Origin of the sequence: Nostoc sp. LEGE 06077 (assembly GCF_015207705.1) — a bacterium.
GTDB lineage: Bacteria > Cyanobacteriota > Cyanobacteriia > Cyanobacteriales > Nostocaceae > Nostoc_B.
In genome coordinates, this window is sequence record NZ_JADEWI010000040.1 from 1 (window position 1) to 15,197 (window position 15,197).

15 protein-coding genes and 2 pseudogenes are annotated in these 15,197 nt (G+C 42.7%); 10 read left to right on the forward strand and 7 right to left on the reverse strand.

The genetic code is table 11. The features are described 5' to 3' along the window. Positions 1–123: 123 nt before the first annotated feature. From IQ244_RS21725 to IQ244_RS21750, 6 genes and pseudogenes are all read left to right on the forward strand, one after another. Positions 124–369, forward strand: a pseudogene (locus IQ244_RS21725) (pyridine nucleotide-disulfide oxidoreductase); the annotation flags it as partial. A gap of 143 nt (positions 370–512) precedes the next feature. Beyond that, positions 513–1,802: pseudogene (locus tag IQ244_RS21730) on the forward strand (MFS transporter). Between the two features lie 198 nt (positions 1,803–2,000). Continuing rightward, the gene (locus IQ244_RS21735) at positions 2,001–2,939 is read left to right on the forward strand and encodes an ABC transporter substrate-binding protein (protein ID WP_193897931.1); all 939 of its coding nucleotides are present in this window, start codon (positions 2,001–2,003) and stop codon (positions 2,937–2,939) included. Positions 2,940–3,367: 428 nt separating this feature from the next. After that, entirely contained in the window at positions 3,368–4,393 is a 1,026-nt protein-coding gene (locus IQ244_RS21740) for an ABC transporter substrate-binding protein (protein WP_193897933.1), read from the forward strand. 14 nt (positions 4,394–4,407) lie between these two features. Next, positions 4,408–5,205, forward strand: a complete 798-nt coding sequence (locus tag IQ244_RS21745; protein WP_193897935.1) for an ABC transporter ATP-binding protein — start codon at positions 4,408–4,410, stop codon at positions 5,203–5,205. A 1-nt stretch (position 5,206) separates the two neighbouring features. After that, positions 5,207–6,091 (forward strand): ABC transporter permease, encoded by an 885-nt coding sequence (locus IQ244_RS21750; RefSeq protein WP_193897937.1) that lies wholly within the window; start codon positions 5,207–5,209, stop codon positions 6,089–6,091. Between the two features lie 14 nt (positions 6,092–6,105). On the opposite strand, the gene IQ244_RS21755 is transcribed toward IQ244_RS21750, so the two are convergent. The 3 genes from IQ244_RS21755 to arfB all read right to left on the reverse strand — a co-directional run bounded on the left by IQ244_RS21755 (position 6,106) and on the right by arfB (position 8,961). Continuing rightward, the gene (locus IQ244_RS21755; RefSeq protein ID WP_193897939.1) at positions 6,106–6,762 is read right to left on the reverse strand and encodes an HAD family hydrolase; all 657 of its coding nucleotides are present in this window, start codon (positions 6,760–6,762) and stop codon (positions 6,106–6,108) included. A 141-nt stretch (positions 6,763–6,903) separates the two neighbouring features. Then, positions 6,904–8,088 carry an acyl-CoA dehydrogenase family protein gene (locus tag IQ244_RS21760; RefSeq protein WP_193897941.1) on the reverse strand — a complete coding sequence of 395 codons (1,185 nt, stop codon included), beginning with the start codon at positions 8,086–8,088 and terminating at the stop codon, positions 6,904–6,906. Positions 8,089–8,547: 459 nt separating this feature from the next. After that, a complete protein-coding gene (arfB, locus tag IQ244_RS21765) occupies positions 8,548–8,961 on the reverse strand; it encodes an alternative ribosome rescue aminoacyl-tRNA hydrolase ArfB (RefSeq protein ID WP_193897943.1) in 414 nt (137 codons plus the stop codon). Between the two features lie 99 nt (positions 8,962–9,060). On the opposite strand from arfB, the gene IQ244_RS21770 reads away from it, so the two are divergent. Next, positions 9,061–9,252: a hypothetical protein gene (locus IQ244_RS21770; RefSeq protein ID WP_193897945.1), complete on the forward strand. Its 192-nt coding sequence runs from the start codon at positions 9,061–9,063 to the stop codon at positions 9,250–9,252. Positions 9,253–9,452: 200 nt separating this feature from the next. Here the strand turns inward: IQ244_RS21770 and IQ244_RS21775 are convergent, their stop codons facing one another. Beyond that, on the reverse strand, positions 9,453–10,091 hold the full coding sequence (locus tag IQ244_RS21775) for an HAD-IA family hydrolase (protein ID WP_193897947.1): 639 nt from the start codon (positions 10,089–10,091) through the stop codon (positions 9,453–9,455). A gap of 48 nt (positions 10,092–10,139) precedes the next feature. Next, positions 10,140–10,481 (reverse strand): 4Fe-4S binding protein, encoded by a 342-nt coding sequence (locus tag IQ244_RS21780; RefSeq protein ID WP_193897949.1) that lies wholly within the window; start codon positions 10,479–10,481, stop codon positions 10,140–10,142. A 51-nt stretch (positions 10,482–10,532) separates the two neighbouring features. On the opposite strand from IQ244_RS21780, the gene IQ244_RS21785 reads away from it, so the two are divergent. The 3 genes from IQ244_RS21785 to IQ244_RS21795 all read left to right on the forward strand — a co-directional run bounded on the left by IQ244_RS21785 (position 10,533) and on the right by IQ244_RS21795 (position 12,968). After that, positions 10,533–11,399 (forward strand): hypothetical protein, encoded by an 867-nt coding sequence (locus IQ244_RS21785; protein WP_322746092.1) that lies wholly within the window; start codon positions 10,533–10,535, stop codon positions 11,397–11,399. After that, positions 11,353–11,844 (forward strand): CmcJ/NvfI family oxidoreductase, encoded by a 492-nt coding sequence (locus IQ244_RS21790; RefSeq protein ID WP_322746093.1) that lies wholly within the window; start codon positions 11,353–11,355, stop codon positions 11,842–11,844. Before IQ244_RS21785 ends, IQ244_RS21790 begins: the two co-directional genes overlap by 47 nt. Positions 11,845–11,999: 155 nt before the next feature. Beyond that, on the forward strand, positions 12,000–12,968 hold the full coding sequence (locus IQ244_RS21795) for a TauD/TfdA dioxygenase family protein (protein WP_193897951.1): 969 nt from the start codon (positions 12,000–12,002) through the stop codon (positions 12,966–12,968). Between the two features lie 246 nt (positions 12,969–13,214). Here the strand turns inward: IQ244_RS21795 and IQ244_RS21800 are convergent, their stop codons facing one another. Both IQ244_RS21800 and IQ244_RS21805 read right to left on the reverse strand, forming a co-directional pair. Next, positions 13,215–13,958, reverse strand: coding sequence for an isoprenyl transferase (locus tag IQ244_RS21800; protein ID WP_193897953.1), 744 nt, complete (start codon positions 13,956–13,958; stop codon positions 13,215–13,217). 60 nt (positions 13,959–14,018) lie between these two features. Beyond that, complete coding sequence (locus IQ244_RS21805) at positions 14,019–14,948, reverse strand: ferritin-like domain-containing protein (protein ID WP_193897955.1); 930 nt, start codon at positions 14,946–14,948, stop codon at positions 14,019–14,021. Positions 14,949–15,197: the final 249 nt, after the last annotated feature.

The following is a 15,197-nucleotide window of genomic DNA, read 5'->3' on the forward strand; positions in this document are numbered from 1 at the left end:
TGTTGGGTGAGCGTCTCGACGTAAATGTTTCAGGATTTGTAATTCCACATCCATTGCCCTGCTTACCTTCCAGAGTTTTTTCTTTTAATCCTTTTATTTAGAATACTCGGAAAGTGACAGAAGAGGGATAGTCATGCACCAGATGATACCCAAATTGTGCGATCGCGGGAAGCTGCGGCAATGGTGGCTACGGCGCGTTGGATGTACAACAGTGGTTTGCAACGTCAGGAAACTAGAGGGATGCACAAACGCGATGATTACCCACAACAAGACCCCAATCAGCAATATCGTCTGCGGAGTGGTGGTTTAGACAAAATTTGGGTCAAACCTGAGTCAGTGGTTGCTAACAGGGAATTAGTCACGGTGTAATTTTTGGGTATGGGGGAATTTCTCAACCTTTGAGCTAGGAAGGAATTAGGCTATTGTCTTGTTTCTTCCTGTTTCTTTTTTTAAACGCAAAGGTGTGAGGAGGTTAGCGCAGAGTGTTTTTCTAGTCAATTTGCTATAAATTAATGAAATTATTATCTAAATATAGATTCAAGTTGAATCTTGATCTTCCTGCTTTGCGATCGCGTAATTATCGCCTTTATTTTGCTGGACAAGCTTGGTCGATGACTGGCAGTTTCATGACGCAAGTAGCGATTCTCTGGCTGATTTATCGATTAACTGATTCGGCTTTATTATTAGGATTAGCAGGATTTTTTGGACAATTACCAGTATTTGTCCTAGCGCCAATTTCCGGTATTTTAGCCGATCGCTACAATCGGCATCACCTGTTACTGCTGCTTCAGATTGTGGGGATTTCCCTATCTGTAATTTTGACAGTGATGACGTTTCTCGGTTGGGCAGATTTCTGGACATTGCTGACTTTTAGTACATTGTTAGGTTTCTTGAAAGGGTTAGATGTTCCTGTACGTCACGCCTTTGTTAGTGATATGGTGAGCCGTGAACTCATGGCAAATGCGTTGGCGTAGCCCGCCGAAGGCATCGCTCTCAATGCGGCCTTTCTTCATGCTGCGCGTTTGATTGGCCCTGCACTTGGTGGGATTTTTATTGCCAAGTTTGGCGCAGGTTATTGCTTTTTGTACGACACTCTCAGCTATATTGTGGCTATTTGGGCGATATCTGCAATGCAGATTACATCGAGAAAAGTAGAAATACAGACGACTAATCCTTGGCAGAAATTAAAAGAAGGGTTTCAATATGCTTATCATTTCTTGCCTGTACGTTCTATCCTGTCATTACTCGCAGTAGCCAGCTTAGTCGGGATGTCATATACAACACTTCTCCCCATCTTTGCAGTCGAAGTTCTGCGGGGAGGTTCGGAAACTTTGGGTTTTCTCACAGCCGCAGCCGCAATGGGTTCAGTGTTCGCCTGCGTTTATCTCAGTTTCCGGCAAAAGGTGGCAGGTTTAGAGCGTCTCATTGCTTTTTCTCCAGCAATTATGGGAATTGGCTTTATATTTTTCTCTTTATCTCAAGTTTTCTGGATTTCGCAATTAGCTTTAGTTTTAGTTGGTTGGAGTTCTACACTTCAGGTAGCTGCTAGTAATACGGTGCTGCAATTTATTGTGGAAGATAGCAAACGGGGTAGGGTGATGAGCTTTTATGCTATGTGCTTTATGGGGATGTCGCCTTTCGGTAACTTGCTCGCCGGAACTTCGGCATATTACTTTAATGCTCCGAATACACTGATTGCAGGCGGTGTAGTTTGTATTATTGGTTCGATACTGTTCATCCAGCAATTACCCCAAATGGCGCGGTTAATCCACTTGGGGAAACATCCAGTGGCGAATAATTAAAGTATTGAGCAGAGCGATCGCTTTTGAGACTCCAGTTAAGTAGAACGTAGCTTGAAAACCTCTTCTCTCCTGCCTTGTCATAACGACAATTTTTAACACCGAGCTACTTAATACTGTAAATAAATATTTTATATCTTGACCAAATACGTGTATTTACCGGAGAATAAACCTTACTTATACAAAATAGGGAGATAAACCTTGAGTAACACAAATTTGGCACTCAAGAAGATTACCACCGAGATTAGTGGGACGGTGTTCTCTTTGCCTTACCACGTAGCTCGTGATCAAGGATATTTTGCTGATTTAGGAATAGAGATAGAGTTTGTCAAACGCAACTATAGCGATCGCCCAGCCAATATCACCCTAATTGACGATCATCGCCAAGTGAGTTCTTTTGGTGGCCCTTCTCTGTTTGAGCAAGGACAAAGCACCCTTTATCGCGCGTGTGAGTGGGGACAAGTACGCCGGACATACGATAGTTCCCGTGGTGGACAGGTGATAGCCAAGCGGGCGGCGATCGCCAGTCAAGCGATTATCGTACGTCCAGATTCACCCTACAACATTCCTCAAGACCTAGCTAATGTACCTGTTGGTGTGAACTTTCACCACGGTTCGCACTACATCGCTATCCAAACCCTTGAAGGCTTCTTGGCTCCAGAGGAGATTAAAGTAGTACACATTGAAGGTGGTGGACAACATAAACAATTCAACCGCTTTGTCGCTTTGCGTGATGGGCTAGTTGATGCAGTTGCAGTCATGGAACCCTGGATTACAGTTGCCGAAAAACTGGGCTACAAGATTATCGCTGAGGCTCACTATGTCGGTCTAGAAATTGCTAGTCCCGACCTAGACGAAGAAAGTTTCGAGGCGATCAATAAAGCTATCCGTCGCGCTGTTAAAGATTTGCAAGCAGACCCCATCCGCTATACAAAGTATCTGATTGATGACGTATCGGAAGAGATTGTCAAACTCGAACCATCAGACTTCCGGCGCAACCGCCTGCGCTACAACGACCCAGCACCATACTCGGAAACTGATTTCCACCGTACCTATCACTGGATGGTGAAGTGGGGACTGATTCAACCTGATGCAACCTTCCAGCAGATTGTTGATAACCGAGTTATTGCGGCTAATTGAACAACCGAGAAAAGTGCAGAGTGAAGCGTAAGACTAATTATTCAAGTAGTCTGATTTCAACCTGCTTGAATAGTTATTGAATCAGGTTTTAAAGTCGGCGTTGTCTAAATTTGGGATGAATCGTCTCACGCCAAAAGAATAATGAGTTTCACATTTTAGGTAAGAATTCAGCACCCAGGAGGAGGCAGTGCGGTGGACGGGTTTCCCGGCATAAAGCAACTGCCGTTCAGAAGCCAGAATTTAGAAATATCTAGAGGATGAGCAAATTAATTCATCAAATATTTCTCCTGATTCTTTAAACCTTCTGACTCCTGAATACTTACCATTTTAGTCCCTGAGATTTCATCCCCTAATTCAGCAACGCCTTAAATCCAAATTCCCACATTAATATTACTTGCTTGTAATTTAAATAAATCTTGAATAAGCAAATGCACACACGTAGAGACTTTTTAAAATATGCTTCTTTAGGAGTCACAACTGCTCTAGTTACACAAGCCTGTAATAACATAACTAAACCTGCTGCTAATCAAAGAACTATCAGCATTAAATTGGGGGCAGTAAGTGGGATTAACTCTATTGATGTTTGGATTCCAGAGGATTTAGGTTTTTTTGATGCTGCTGGTTTGAATGCTGAAGTAGTTACCTTTCAAAGTAGTGCCAAAATGCGAGATGCGCTGATTGCAGGTGAAATTGATTTCACAGCCCAAGCACCTTTACACGTTTATCTTTCTCGTCTAAAGGGAGTTCCTTTAAATGTTGTCGCCAATCGTCGTAATCTTGTTGATACTTCCTTGATTGTACGTTCTGATTTGCGTTCTCAAATCAATAGTGTTGCTGACCTCAAGGGAAGAAAAATTTCAGCAGGTGAAGTTGGCACTTGGAGTTGGGCAGTGTTAGTCAAATACCTGCGTCAAAATGGTCTAAACGATAAAGATGTTGAGTATGTTCAAAGTACAACTGCTTCTAGTTATACATTGCTGAAAACTAAACAAGTAGATGCAGCGATCGCTGGTGCGCCCGACCTCCACAAATTACTCAAAGAAGGCACAGTTTTTCAACTATTGAATGCTTTAGATCCAGATGTGCATAAGAAATATTTTGGTGCTAACGAGGCGATGACTCGTGCTTGGCTCAGTCATGAGCGCGTTGCTTCTGAGAAACCGGAAGCTATTAAAAGATTAGTTGAAGTTGTTAATCGCACTTTTATATATATGCACCAAACTGCACCAGAAGACATTCTTAAAGTCGTCGGTAAACGGTTTGATAGTCAAAATTTAGACGCTATCCTCACAGGTCTGAATACAGAACTCAAACGCTCAGTCCCGAAAGATGCCTCTATCAGTGAAGCTGCTTATTTAGCTGATCAAAGAGTATTTTTTGATACGGGAATTATTAAGAAAATGGTTCCTTATGCTGAAGGGGTCTTTGATAAATTTGCCGGTCATCGAGCTTAAGGAACAGCACAATTATGTTAGTCTCGACAATCACTACTCAAAATCTCAGCATTTCTTATTGGAGTAAAAATAAGCGAATTGACGCACTACAGAATGTCAGCTTAACTATTAATCGTGGTGAATTTGTTAGCTTAATTGGCCCTAGTGGTTGCGGTAAAAGTACCTTATTAAATGTGATTGCAGGTTTAATTAGTCCGGGTACAGATGTCAATGGTAGTTTCAATACCAATGGGATTAAAGAAATTGGCTACTTGTTCCAAAAGCAAACTTTGTTACCCTGGCGGACAGTTATAGATAATGTGACTGCACCTCTAGAAATTCGTGGTATACCTCGAACTGAAAGAAGAAAAAAAGCCTTGACAATGCTGGAAAAATATGGGTTGTCTGGCTTTGAAAATAGCTTTCCCAGAGAATTATCAGGCGGAATGCAACAGCGTGTGTTGTTAATTCGCACGCTGATTTATCAACCAGATGTGGTGTTACTTGATGAGCCGCTAAGTAGTCTAGATGCTCAAACACGCGCTCTATTACAAGATGAATTTCTGCGATTATGGCGTGATACTGGATGCACCTTTGTTTTGGTAACTCATGACTTGGATGAAGCGATCGCACTTTCAGAGCGTGTATTCCTCCTGAGTGCGCGTCCTGGCAGAATTGTCAAGGAATTTAAGATTGATTTACCTACAGAACGATCGGCGATCGCCATTCGTACCGATCCGAGATTTCAGCAAATCCAGCGTGAGATGTGGTCAGAGTTAACCACACAAGTATTACAACAACAAGACCGAGGATTCGCACTCTTTAAAACATAAAATGAAAACTACCCGCCATAAAATTTTCCCTCTCGGACAATCCACGCTCTCTGCTACTAATAAACAGCCAAAAACACCCAGCTTTCAACCCCATCAAATTCAAGGGTGGCAACGCTTACAACAAATAGCGATACAACTCACACCTCTGGCGGTAATTTTGCTCGTGTGGGAAATTGGGACAGGAGCATTTAACATTCCTCAGTTTATTGAACCAGCATTGGTTGGTAAGCCGAGTGCAATCGTCCAAGAGATATGGAAGTTATTATCTAGCGGTAGCATATTTCAACATATCTTTGTGACATTTCAAGAGGCAATGACTGGACTGGCTTTAGCAATGACTGGCGGTGTGAGTCTGGGAATTCTGCTTGCTTATTCGCCATCAGGGGCAAAAATCACTCTTCCTTATGTTCAGATATTTAATTCTCTACCTCGGATTGCTTTAGCTCCCTTTTTTATTGTCTGGTTTGGCATTGGATTACTCTCAAAAGTATTATTAGCAGCTTTAGCCGCGTTTTTCCCCATATTTTTTACAACTTATCAGGGACTCCAAAGTATTGAACGCGAGTTGGTTTCGGCTTTTCAGGTGATGGGTGCAAATCGTTGGCAGATGTTGTACATGGTTGTCTTACCTTCAGTTTTGAGTTGGGTAATTGCCGGGATTCGCACAAGTTTGGGTATGGCTTTAGTCGGGGCGTTAGTCGCTGAATATATCGGTTCAACGCAGGGTTTAGGTTATCTATTAATGTCAGCCCAGGGAACTTTAAATGTTGATCAAGCTTGGGCAATATTAGTAATTTTGGCATCCATTAGCGTTTTTCTCGATTGGGGAGTGCGTGTTTTAGAAGCTTACGTTTTACGCTGGCGAGCAAATCCTAGAGAATTGTAATCTTAGATCATTAATCACTCATGTTCGGATATCAGTTGGCAAAGCTGCTGCATATCATCAAACACTATCTTAGCTCCAGCCGCAGTCAGCGCAGTGCGATCGCTATGTTGGGCATAACCAAAAACTGTCATTCCTGCTGCGTATCCTGCTTGTACACCTGTTACAGAATCTTCAATCACAACACAATTTTCTGGATTTGTGTTCATTTGCTCGGCTGCATAGAGATAGACATCAGGAAAAGGTTTAGGACGTGAAACATCATGGGCGCTGTATAACTTGCCGTCAAATTTATGCAGAATTCCTGTTAAATTTAACACCAGTTGAATATGACGGTGGCTGCTATTTGATGCCACACATTTTGGTAATGTCATTTGCTCTAATACTTCGTTAATGCCGGAAACTGCTGTTAATTCTTGCTGCAATGCGGCTATTTCTCGTTCCTTGCAACGTTCAATAAAGTTTTTGGGCAATGGTTTATTATAAGATTCCTCAATAATCTCTAAACAGGTTTGTAGGGACTTGCCTATAAATTTTTGAGTTACTTCTGCATAGGTGATAGGAAAACCAGCTTCGGTGAGCGTTTGTGCAAAAATGCGATTGACTATTGGTTCACTATCAACCAAAACTCCATCACAATCAAAAATCACAAGCTTGAACCCATTTTTACCCATTTTTTGCCTCAAATCTAGCAATTTACAAGTGCTAATTATTGTAACTTTGTGTCTTTGCGCCTACCCTGCGGGTTCCGCTTGCGGTATGCGTAAGACGAGTTCATCTTTTTCATCAGCAACGCCCCTTTTTTCAAACAACCTCTAAGAGTAAAAGTTGGGTTTTGGTAGTTCATCGTTTAACGCCCAATTTCCTATATCTCGGATTTTGTAATCTACTGGATCATGGAGAGTGAACGTGCGGAGATTCCGCCAATAACGGTCAAAACCATATTTGGCATTAGTAGCGCGTGCGCCCATCACTTCAAAGATGCGGTTGGTGATGTCTAAACCAACTCTAGTAGCGACGACTTTGGCTGTAGCGATAAACAGCGCACATTCTCCTCGTTGTTCTGCGGTAAGTGACCATTCTTGTTCCCAAGCTTGTTGTAATAATTCTCCTGCTCGATCAACCAGACAAGTAGCCGCCTGAAGCTCAACCCATATATTGCCGTAATGCTGGATAATGTATGGATCTTGGGTGGCACTTTCTACACCTGATGTCAGCCAAGGTTTGGTGTTAGTGCCAGTATAGGTTTTAGCCGCTTCAAATGCTCCTTGGGCAATTCCCAGGTAGATATTAGCCAGATTCAATTGAGTTAAGCAGGCGCGAATAGTGGTGAAGGAGTAACTGGGTTTATCTCTAATACCCAGAATTTCCTCTGGGTACACCAGCACATTTTCAAATGTCACAGTACCGCTGTCTGTTTGACGTTGCCCCATATTATCCCAATCATTATGAACAGTCACACCTTGGCGTTGGGTAGGAATTGCCAGAATTTTCAATTCACCAGTTTCTTGATCAGTAGCAGTGATGGGTAATATATCTGAATCTTGGGAGCCAGAGCAAAAGCTTTTGATGCCGTTAAGACGGAAATAATTATTTTCTGGTATCAGTGTTGTTCTTTTATCTAAAGGGTTGAGGGCATTGCACCAAAACCAATTGTTGTGAATAGTTTCTGAATAATATCGCTGTTTCTGCTCTGCCGAACCAAAGATGTGAGGAACTACTACACCTAGATGATGGTAAGAAAAGACGTGAGCAATAGAACTATCAACCTTGGCAAACTCACGGGTAATTCGTAGAACGGTAATCCAGCTTTCTCCTAAACCACCGTACTCTGTGGGTACGATCAGTTTTAGCAAGTTGCTTTGGCGCAGGCGATCGCGTTCATGTTTTGGTGTTCCCCCTTGGGCATCTCGCTCTACAGCAGTAGCAGCAAATTCCTGTGCTAAAGACTTAGCTATATCAAGATATTTTTGAGACTCTTTAGTTTTAATTAATTGCATACTTCGCAACTTCTCCTGCGAATACTTTATTAAGTAGTAAATATAATTTTTCTAAATAAAATAGCTTTGAAATAACTTCTTAAACTATCTTTTTTACACAAAATTAGTATTGCATAGACTCACTAAATAAATCAAGTTCAAGTAAAAATATGCTTTTTATTTTATCGGTCATTTTCACATAAGAAAAAATATTGTATTCAAGGCAAAACAAAAATTTATGTTTTGATATTTTTCATTTACTTGTTGTTGTAGATTATATAAATATTAGTAAATTATTTTTTTACGCAGAGATGCAAAGACTCAGAGAGTAAGAGTTGAGAATTTTTCATTTATTTTAAATAACACTCTTATATTCTTCTCTGAGCCTCTGCGTGAGATAAAAAATAAAGCACCTAATTTACCGAACAATACCGCGCTCATCTAAGGGCGATCGCCTAGCCTATTTGGTAATATTAGATTTTAATCAATTATTTGCCTTCTCATTGACTTGATTTGTCCGTGCTTAGTTTTACTGTCAAGACGTTTTCTTTGAGAACTGCGAGTTCGTTTAGTGGGTTTGCGGATTTGAGGCAATATGACTGCGCTGAGTATGAGTTGCTTTAGTCGTTGCAAAGCTTCTTCCCGGTTTTGTTCTTGGCTGCGGTATTCTTGAGCTTTAATGACCACAACTCCCTCTTGGGTAATGCGTCGGTCGTTGAGCTTGAGAAGTTGCTGTTTATAGAAAGCGGGTAGTGATGAAGCTTCAATATCAAAGCGTAAGTGGATAGCTGTCGCAACTTTGTTGACGTTTTGACCGCCTGCACCTTGAGAACGAATCGCGCTAATTTCGAGTTCGCTATCAGGGATGATGATTTTATTAGAAATTTGCAGCATAACTTAATATATAGCTTACTGGGTCGCTGACCTGTTCACAAATTACTTCCTCTTGAAAGAAAGTCTGATAAAACAAGGGTAGAGTTTGAGCTACCACTAATGACTAACACCAAGATTAATTTAGTTGTTGGCATTCAGAACTTTACCCTTGTGGTATTTTACACAGAGGCTGATTGCTGGCAGTTCCGGCTGATTAGTTCTGGTGGTGCAGTGTTTGGAGAGCGCAAGCTTTACTTTACACCCGAAGCTGCGGAGAAAGCAGGGCGTGAGTGGATTGGACAGGGTTATTGAAAATTTTGTGTCTACTGTTTTCTGGAATTCGTAATCTCGTCGTTGTAGTAATTAACAGAAAAGCAACTTATAAATAACTTCTATAACAAGCCTTGGGGAATATAACTCCATCAAAAGCCCAGTCATCCCGACTGGGTTTTTGGTTTAAAAGCGATCGCATTTCCTCTGGTATAGCAGAGTACTGAGTATAAAACCTGTAGCTAGTGAATACGGCTATAAATCTGTTCAAGCCGTATTGGTAGGAATTTCATATTAGAAAATACATTGTTTTTTTCTGCTACTTCCTCTTCACTAGAATATTTTAAAGCATAGATTCCTGCTGAACATGCGGCTTGAATTCCTACATCGCTATCTTCAATAACCACACAAGATTCGGGCGGAAATCCCATTTTATTTGCTGCGTATAAAAACAAACCTGGAGCGGGTTTCCACGAGCCAATATCATAAGAACTAAACAAGCGATCGCCAAAATAATGCGACAGTTTGGTTACATTTAAAGCCTTGCGAATTTTTGCTATTGGCGCACTGGAAGCAACACAAACAGGATATTCCAAGGTTTTTAGCATCTCTGGAACACCTGTTACTGGTTGCAAATAAAATTCAAATAACTCATCTACTCGCTGGCGATAGGTTGGCTCAAAATCTCTGGGCAGTTTCTCGCCAAACCTCATCTCTATGTCTGCTAAGATTACAGCTAGTTTTCTGCCACGATATCGATAAATTAGACTTTCAACTGAGTCATTGACAAAAGGGAGCAAATCAATCAATGCTTGGTTACAAAGTGTCTCACTGTCAACTAATGTTCCGTCCAAATCAAAAATGACACAAAGATGCTTCATTGATTATCAATTTGCCATACTTTCGGTTGACGATGTGAGACACCCAAATTAACTTTGATAGGGGCGCGGTAGTTGGCGTAGTTTATGAGCAGTATCTAATTCACTATTGTTTTTTCTGCCATATCCCCAACCCAATATCTTACGATATTCACCCATGATGCCACTTTCAATTAAATCATCTTCATTGACTGCAATCTCAGTGTGAGATTGGGGTGCAACATAAAGTGCATCTGCTGGGCAATATGCCTCACACATAAAACAAGTTTGACAGTCTTCTTTGCGAGCAATTACAGGTGCTTCGTTGGGAACTGCATCAAAGAAATTGGTAGGACAAACTTGAACACACAGATTGCAATTAATACAAAGTTTATGGCTGACAAGCTCAATCATGATTCTGCTCCTACTACAACTTTGATACAGATGATACGGTTTGAGTATTTAATGCTGGCAGCTGGCAGTTTACTTTTAAGTGCCTTATATCAAGGAGTAGCAACAGCCGCACGAAACTGGTTAGTTGATTATTTAAATGAGCGATCGCCTACCAATTTAGGTGCAAGTCTGGCAACCCTGGAATCAGATGTCAAGGAAGTACATTTATTTGCCCGACGGTCAGAAATCGCCTCTCTGCCAGTGAATCGCGTGCGGGGCTATCCTGGTGCTTATTACAACTATCCTCAATTGCCTGATGCGGCTCGTTGGTTTCAAGCTTGGCGGTTTAATCAAGTTGGCTCGACACCACCACCAGATGCTATTGCGCGGGTAACTGCTTTTTCTAACTTCCACCTACATTTATCTGCACCGTGGCGAACAGCGCACAATCAAGGCGATCGCATTTTGGCGCAAGTGCATGATGATGTGTTTGAGTTCGATTTTGCGATCGCTGGGACTGGCTATTTTGTTGACCCAACCAAGCGCCCAGAACTTGCCGATTTTGCTCATCATATCGCCCTCTGGCGCGATCGCTATCAGCCACCAGCCGACCAGCAGCAGGAACAACTCAGTACATACCCTTACCTGGGTAGCGCCCATGAATACCAAGAAAAAATCCTTGGTAGCGCCCCTTACCTCAAGGATATTCACGTATTTAACCCGGCTGGCTTTGTCAGCTTCGGTTTACCCATCGGTGATGTCCCCAGCATCTGCCGGGATGTGCCAGCCATAGTAGAGCGCATTAGTCACGACTTATTCTTTGCTGACTGGTCGCGACACGAAGCCCGGATTACTAGCAACAATATTGCACCAGACTTCGAGGCATCACTGTATGCCAATGCCGTGTGGAAACAGCCCGCTAAGGTGGGAGTCAGCTAAATCTGGCTATACACGGGCGTACAAGGATTTAGCCGCACGGGGTATAGATAATATTGATACTTTAGTCAAACAACGATTTGCCATTATCAATGTTTGGCGAGGAATTGCCAACACAATCCAAGACTCACCATTGGCGGTGTGTGATGCTCAAAGTATTGCACCAACAGACCTTGTAGCTGGAGATTTAGTTTATCGCGTAGACGCTTTGCGGCTTGTCGCCAGACATCGCATCGGTGAAACCTACGCTGTCACCTATAATTCCGCCCATCAGTGGTTCTATTTTCCGCAGATGCAAAGAAACGAGGTACTGTTTATCAAATGTTTCGACTCGGCGGAAGACGGACGCGCACGTTTCGCCGCCCATACAGCCTTTACAGATCCCAGCAGTTCTTTAGATGCACCACCTAGAGAAAGTATCGAGTTGCGGACATTCGTTTTTTATTGAACTTTCTTAATATTTATACTACGACAAATCGCTAGATTTGTCGTAGTATATTAGTTGGCTACGGATGCTTCTGGGAAATTTTCTGGGGCTTAACCTTCCTTGAGAAGCTGACGAATAAAAACATTCACCCATAGATCAAACTTTGGAGAAGAGAAATGGGCTACAAGCACATTGAAGTTAAACCTACTTCTGGTTTCACTGGTGCAGAAATCAGCGGTGTGGATCTTTCGAGTCATCTGCACGATGACGTAGTTGCGGAAATTCGCAAAGCACTATTGAAGTGGAAGGTCGTATTCTTTCGCGGCCAAAACATAGATCATGCTGCACAAATCGCCTTTACATCTCGTTTTGGCGAAGTTACTTATGCTCATCCCCACGAGGATGAACCAATAGAAGGCTTTTCCCAAATCTTACCAATTGACCGTAGCCGTTTCGAGCGACGCAACGGGTTACGGCGCACCAGCTATGAAAGCCGTTGGCACACCGATGTAACTGCGGTTGTTAACCCACCTGCGGGTTCTATCTTACGGGCAGTTAACGTTCCTAGCTTTGGTGGTGACACACAGTGGACTAATTTGGTAGCAGCTTATGAAGGTCTATCTGCACCCATCCGCGCCCTCGCCGATGGATTAAAAGCCGAACACCGTTTCAATGCCCGGTTGCGTTTACCCAGCAACAGCAAATATGCCCAGCGCGTAGCCGCAAATCCACAGGTTTCGATTCACCCAGTAGTGCGTGTTCATCCTGAAACTGGTGAACGGGCATTATTTGTGAATCCTGGCTTCACCTCTCACATTTTGGATGTGTCGCCACAAGAGAGCGAACTATTGCTGGAGTTGTTCTTTAACCAAATCACCAAACCGGCTTACACCACCCGCTTCCGCTGGAACAATGGTGATATCGCATTTTGGGACAACCGCGCTACCTCGCATTTAGCCCCACAAGATTTGGATCATATAGAAGTTGAGCGCGTACTCTACCGCACCACCATTACAGGTGATGTTCCCGTTGGGCCAGATGGTTTCCGTTCACAAGTGGTTGAAGGTGAGCCTTTAACTAGTGATTTACCAACAGTCCTGAAGCAAAAAACTGAAAAGGTGTTGGCAGAACCAGCACTCAATTAAGGGATAAATTCAGGCGATCGCCTAAAATAATCACAACTCATTGAGGAATTCTATAGGAATCATATTTGATTTTTGAACGAGGGCGGTAGGAGATCGTACTTCATGTTCCCCAACGGTAGGGGCGAACGGCCGTTCGCCCCTACTTAGATTTTTTCAAAAATAAAATCGGACTGCTATAGATTAATTCTGGTTACTTGAGTGATGCGATCGCACATCACAAAAGTCTAGATGTAGAATACTTACTTGTTAGGCTGAAAATAAAGCTTTCACTTTACCAAAACGGCGATCGCGTTGTTGGTAACTCAATAAAGCCTGATGAAATGCTTCTTTGTCAAAATCCGGCCAGAGAATATCAGCAAAATACATCTCTGTATAAGCCATTTGCCACAACAGAAAATTACTCAACCGCATCTCTCCACTAGTCCGAATCAGCAAATCGGGGGCGGGAGTATCTACTGTATACAGGTGTTCTTCTATCAGGGTTTCATTGACTGCTGCTGCATTGATTTTGCCTTGTTCCACCAGTTCCGCTACTTGACGACAGGCTCTAGCAATTTCGTTGCGGCTACCGTAATTGACAGCAAGGGTAAAATGAATTGCCTGATTATTGGATGTCTCTGTCATTGAATGAGCTATTTGTTTTTGCAGAGATGGAGGTAAGGCTGATAAATCACCAATGAAGGAAATTTTGATGCCTTCTTGGTGCATTTGTGCTAATTCCCGGCGCAGAAATCGCTCAATTAAGCGCATGAGAAAGTCTACTTCTTCAATGGGACGTTGCCAATTTTCCGTTGAGAAGGCGTAGGCGGTGAGGGCTTTAATTCCCCAATCTTTGCAGTAACGTAATAGTTGTTTGAGGGTTTTTGCCCCTTGGCGATGTCCGGCTATGCGGGGTAGTCCTCGGTTGGTTGCCCATCTACCGTTACCGTCCATAATGACGGCTACGTGCTGGGGGATTTTTTCGGGGTTGAGGTCGTGGGGAAAAGTCATGGTTGTTGGTGTTGATGAGGGGATTTATTCAGGGTTTCGCGCAAAGACGCAAAAAATTGATTATTTCAAGAGGTTTTGTAAATACTCTGGGGTGAGGGTGTTGTGCCATTTCCAGAGGTGGTGCATGGTGCGGGTAAAGGTATAAAGGAGGGTGGTTTTGTTGGTGAGTGTCCAGGCGTTCCAGTTGAGTGTATTCATCATGCGGCGCAGGGTACGCATCAGGTTGTTGCGTTGATAGTTTTGGGAACGGGTTTTAATTAGGGTGTTGGTGATACGAATGAATCCTGTGTTGGGGTACGCCCAGACTCCAAAGCCCCAGAATTTAGTCATGTGGTTGATTTCGTCTTTGGCGAGTTCTTCTAGAACGTCGTGGAGTGCGTCGGTTGTGTGCGCCATCATCCACAAGTAAAGACAGGTTGCACCGTATTCTGTAGCGACGCGATGTAAGCCGTGGCGATATAAGTCTTCCTGGGGGTCATTTGTGGGGAGGTAGCCTCTGACTGTGCGGTGTTTGGGGATGATTTTTTCACCTGTTAGTTGGGTGTAAACCTTTAGTAATGCAGGTGTGTGCTGGCGTTCTTCTTTTTCCCACAAACCAATTTCTTGGAGTTCGCCGTCTTCATTAACTGTTCCACCAACAAACCGCGCCATCTGGGGATGTAATTTTTCTAAATACTGACGGCTGGTTTGCGTGTAGCCGCGAATGGGTGCTTCTGTATCCATTGCACCTATCAAGATAGATAAAAATACTTCTGGTGCTATACCGATGATTTGATTGCGGTTGATGGCTTGCCAATCAATGGGTTTCCAAGGACGCGGCTGAGGATTGGTAAGTTGTATCGGTAAATCTTGTAAGCGGTCATGTAATTTTTCGACAGCTACATAGTTATCTATTAGTGAACGTAGACGGTGTTGTGTTTGCCAATAGCGAGGACTAGTATAGCTTTGGTCTGCTAAATCTGCTATTGGTGGGCTAGTAGTGTTAACCATATTTTTATACTTTCTACTCTACGCCCAATAGCCTAAGCGATCGCCCTTTCTTTTGTCAGTCGGTGAAAGTCGGCAGTTTTATCTGATGCTGTTGCAAGAGGTAGGTAAAAAAGTCGTCTTTGCTTGGCGATCGCATTTCACAACAAAATATACTGTTTTGTCCATAATTGAGAATTATTTACATTAGTTAACAGTAACCTGATAATTTAAATGATAAGATTTACTTAACTTTAAAAAACTAAAAATTTA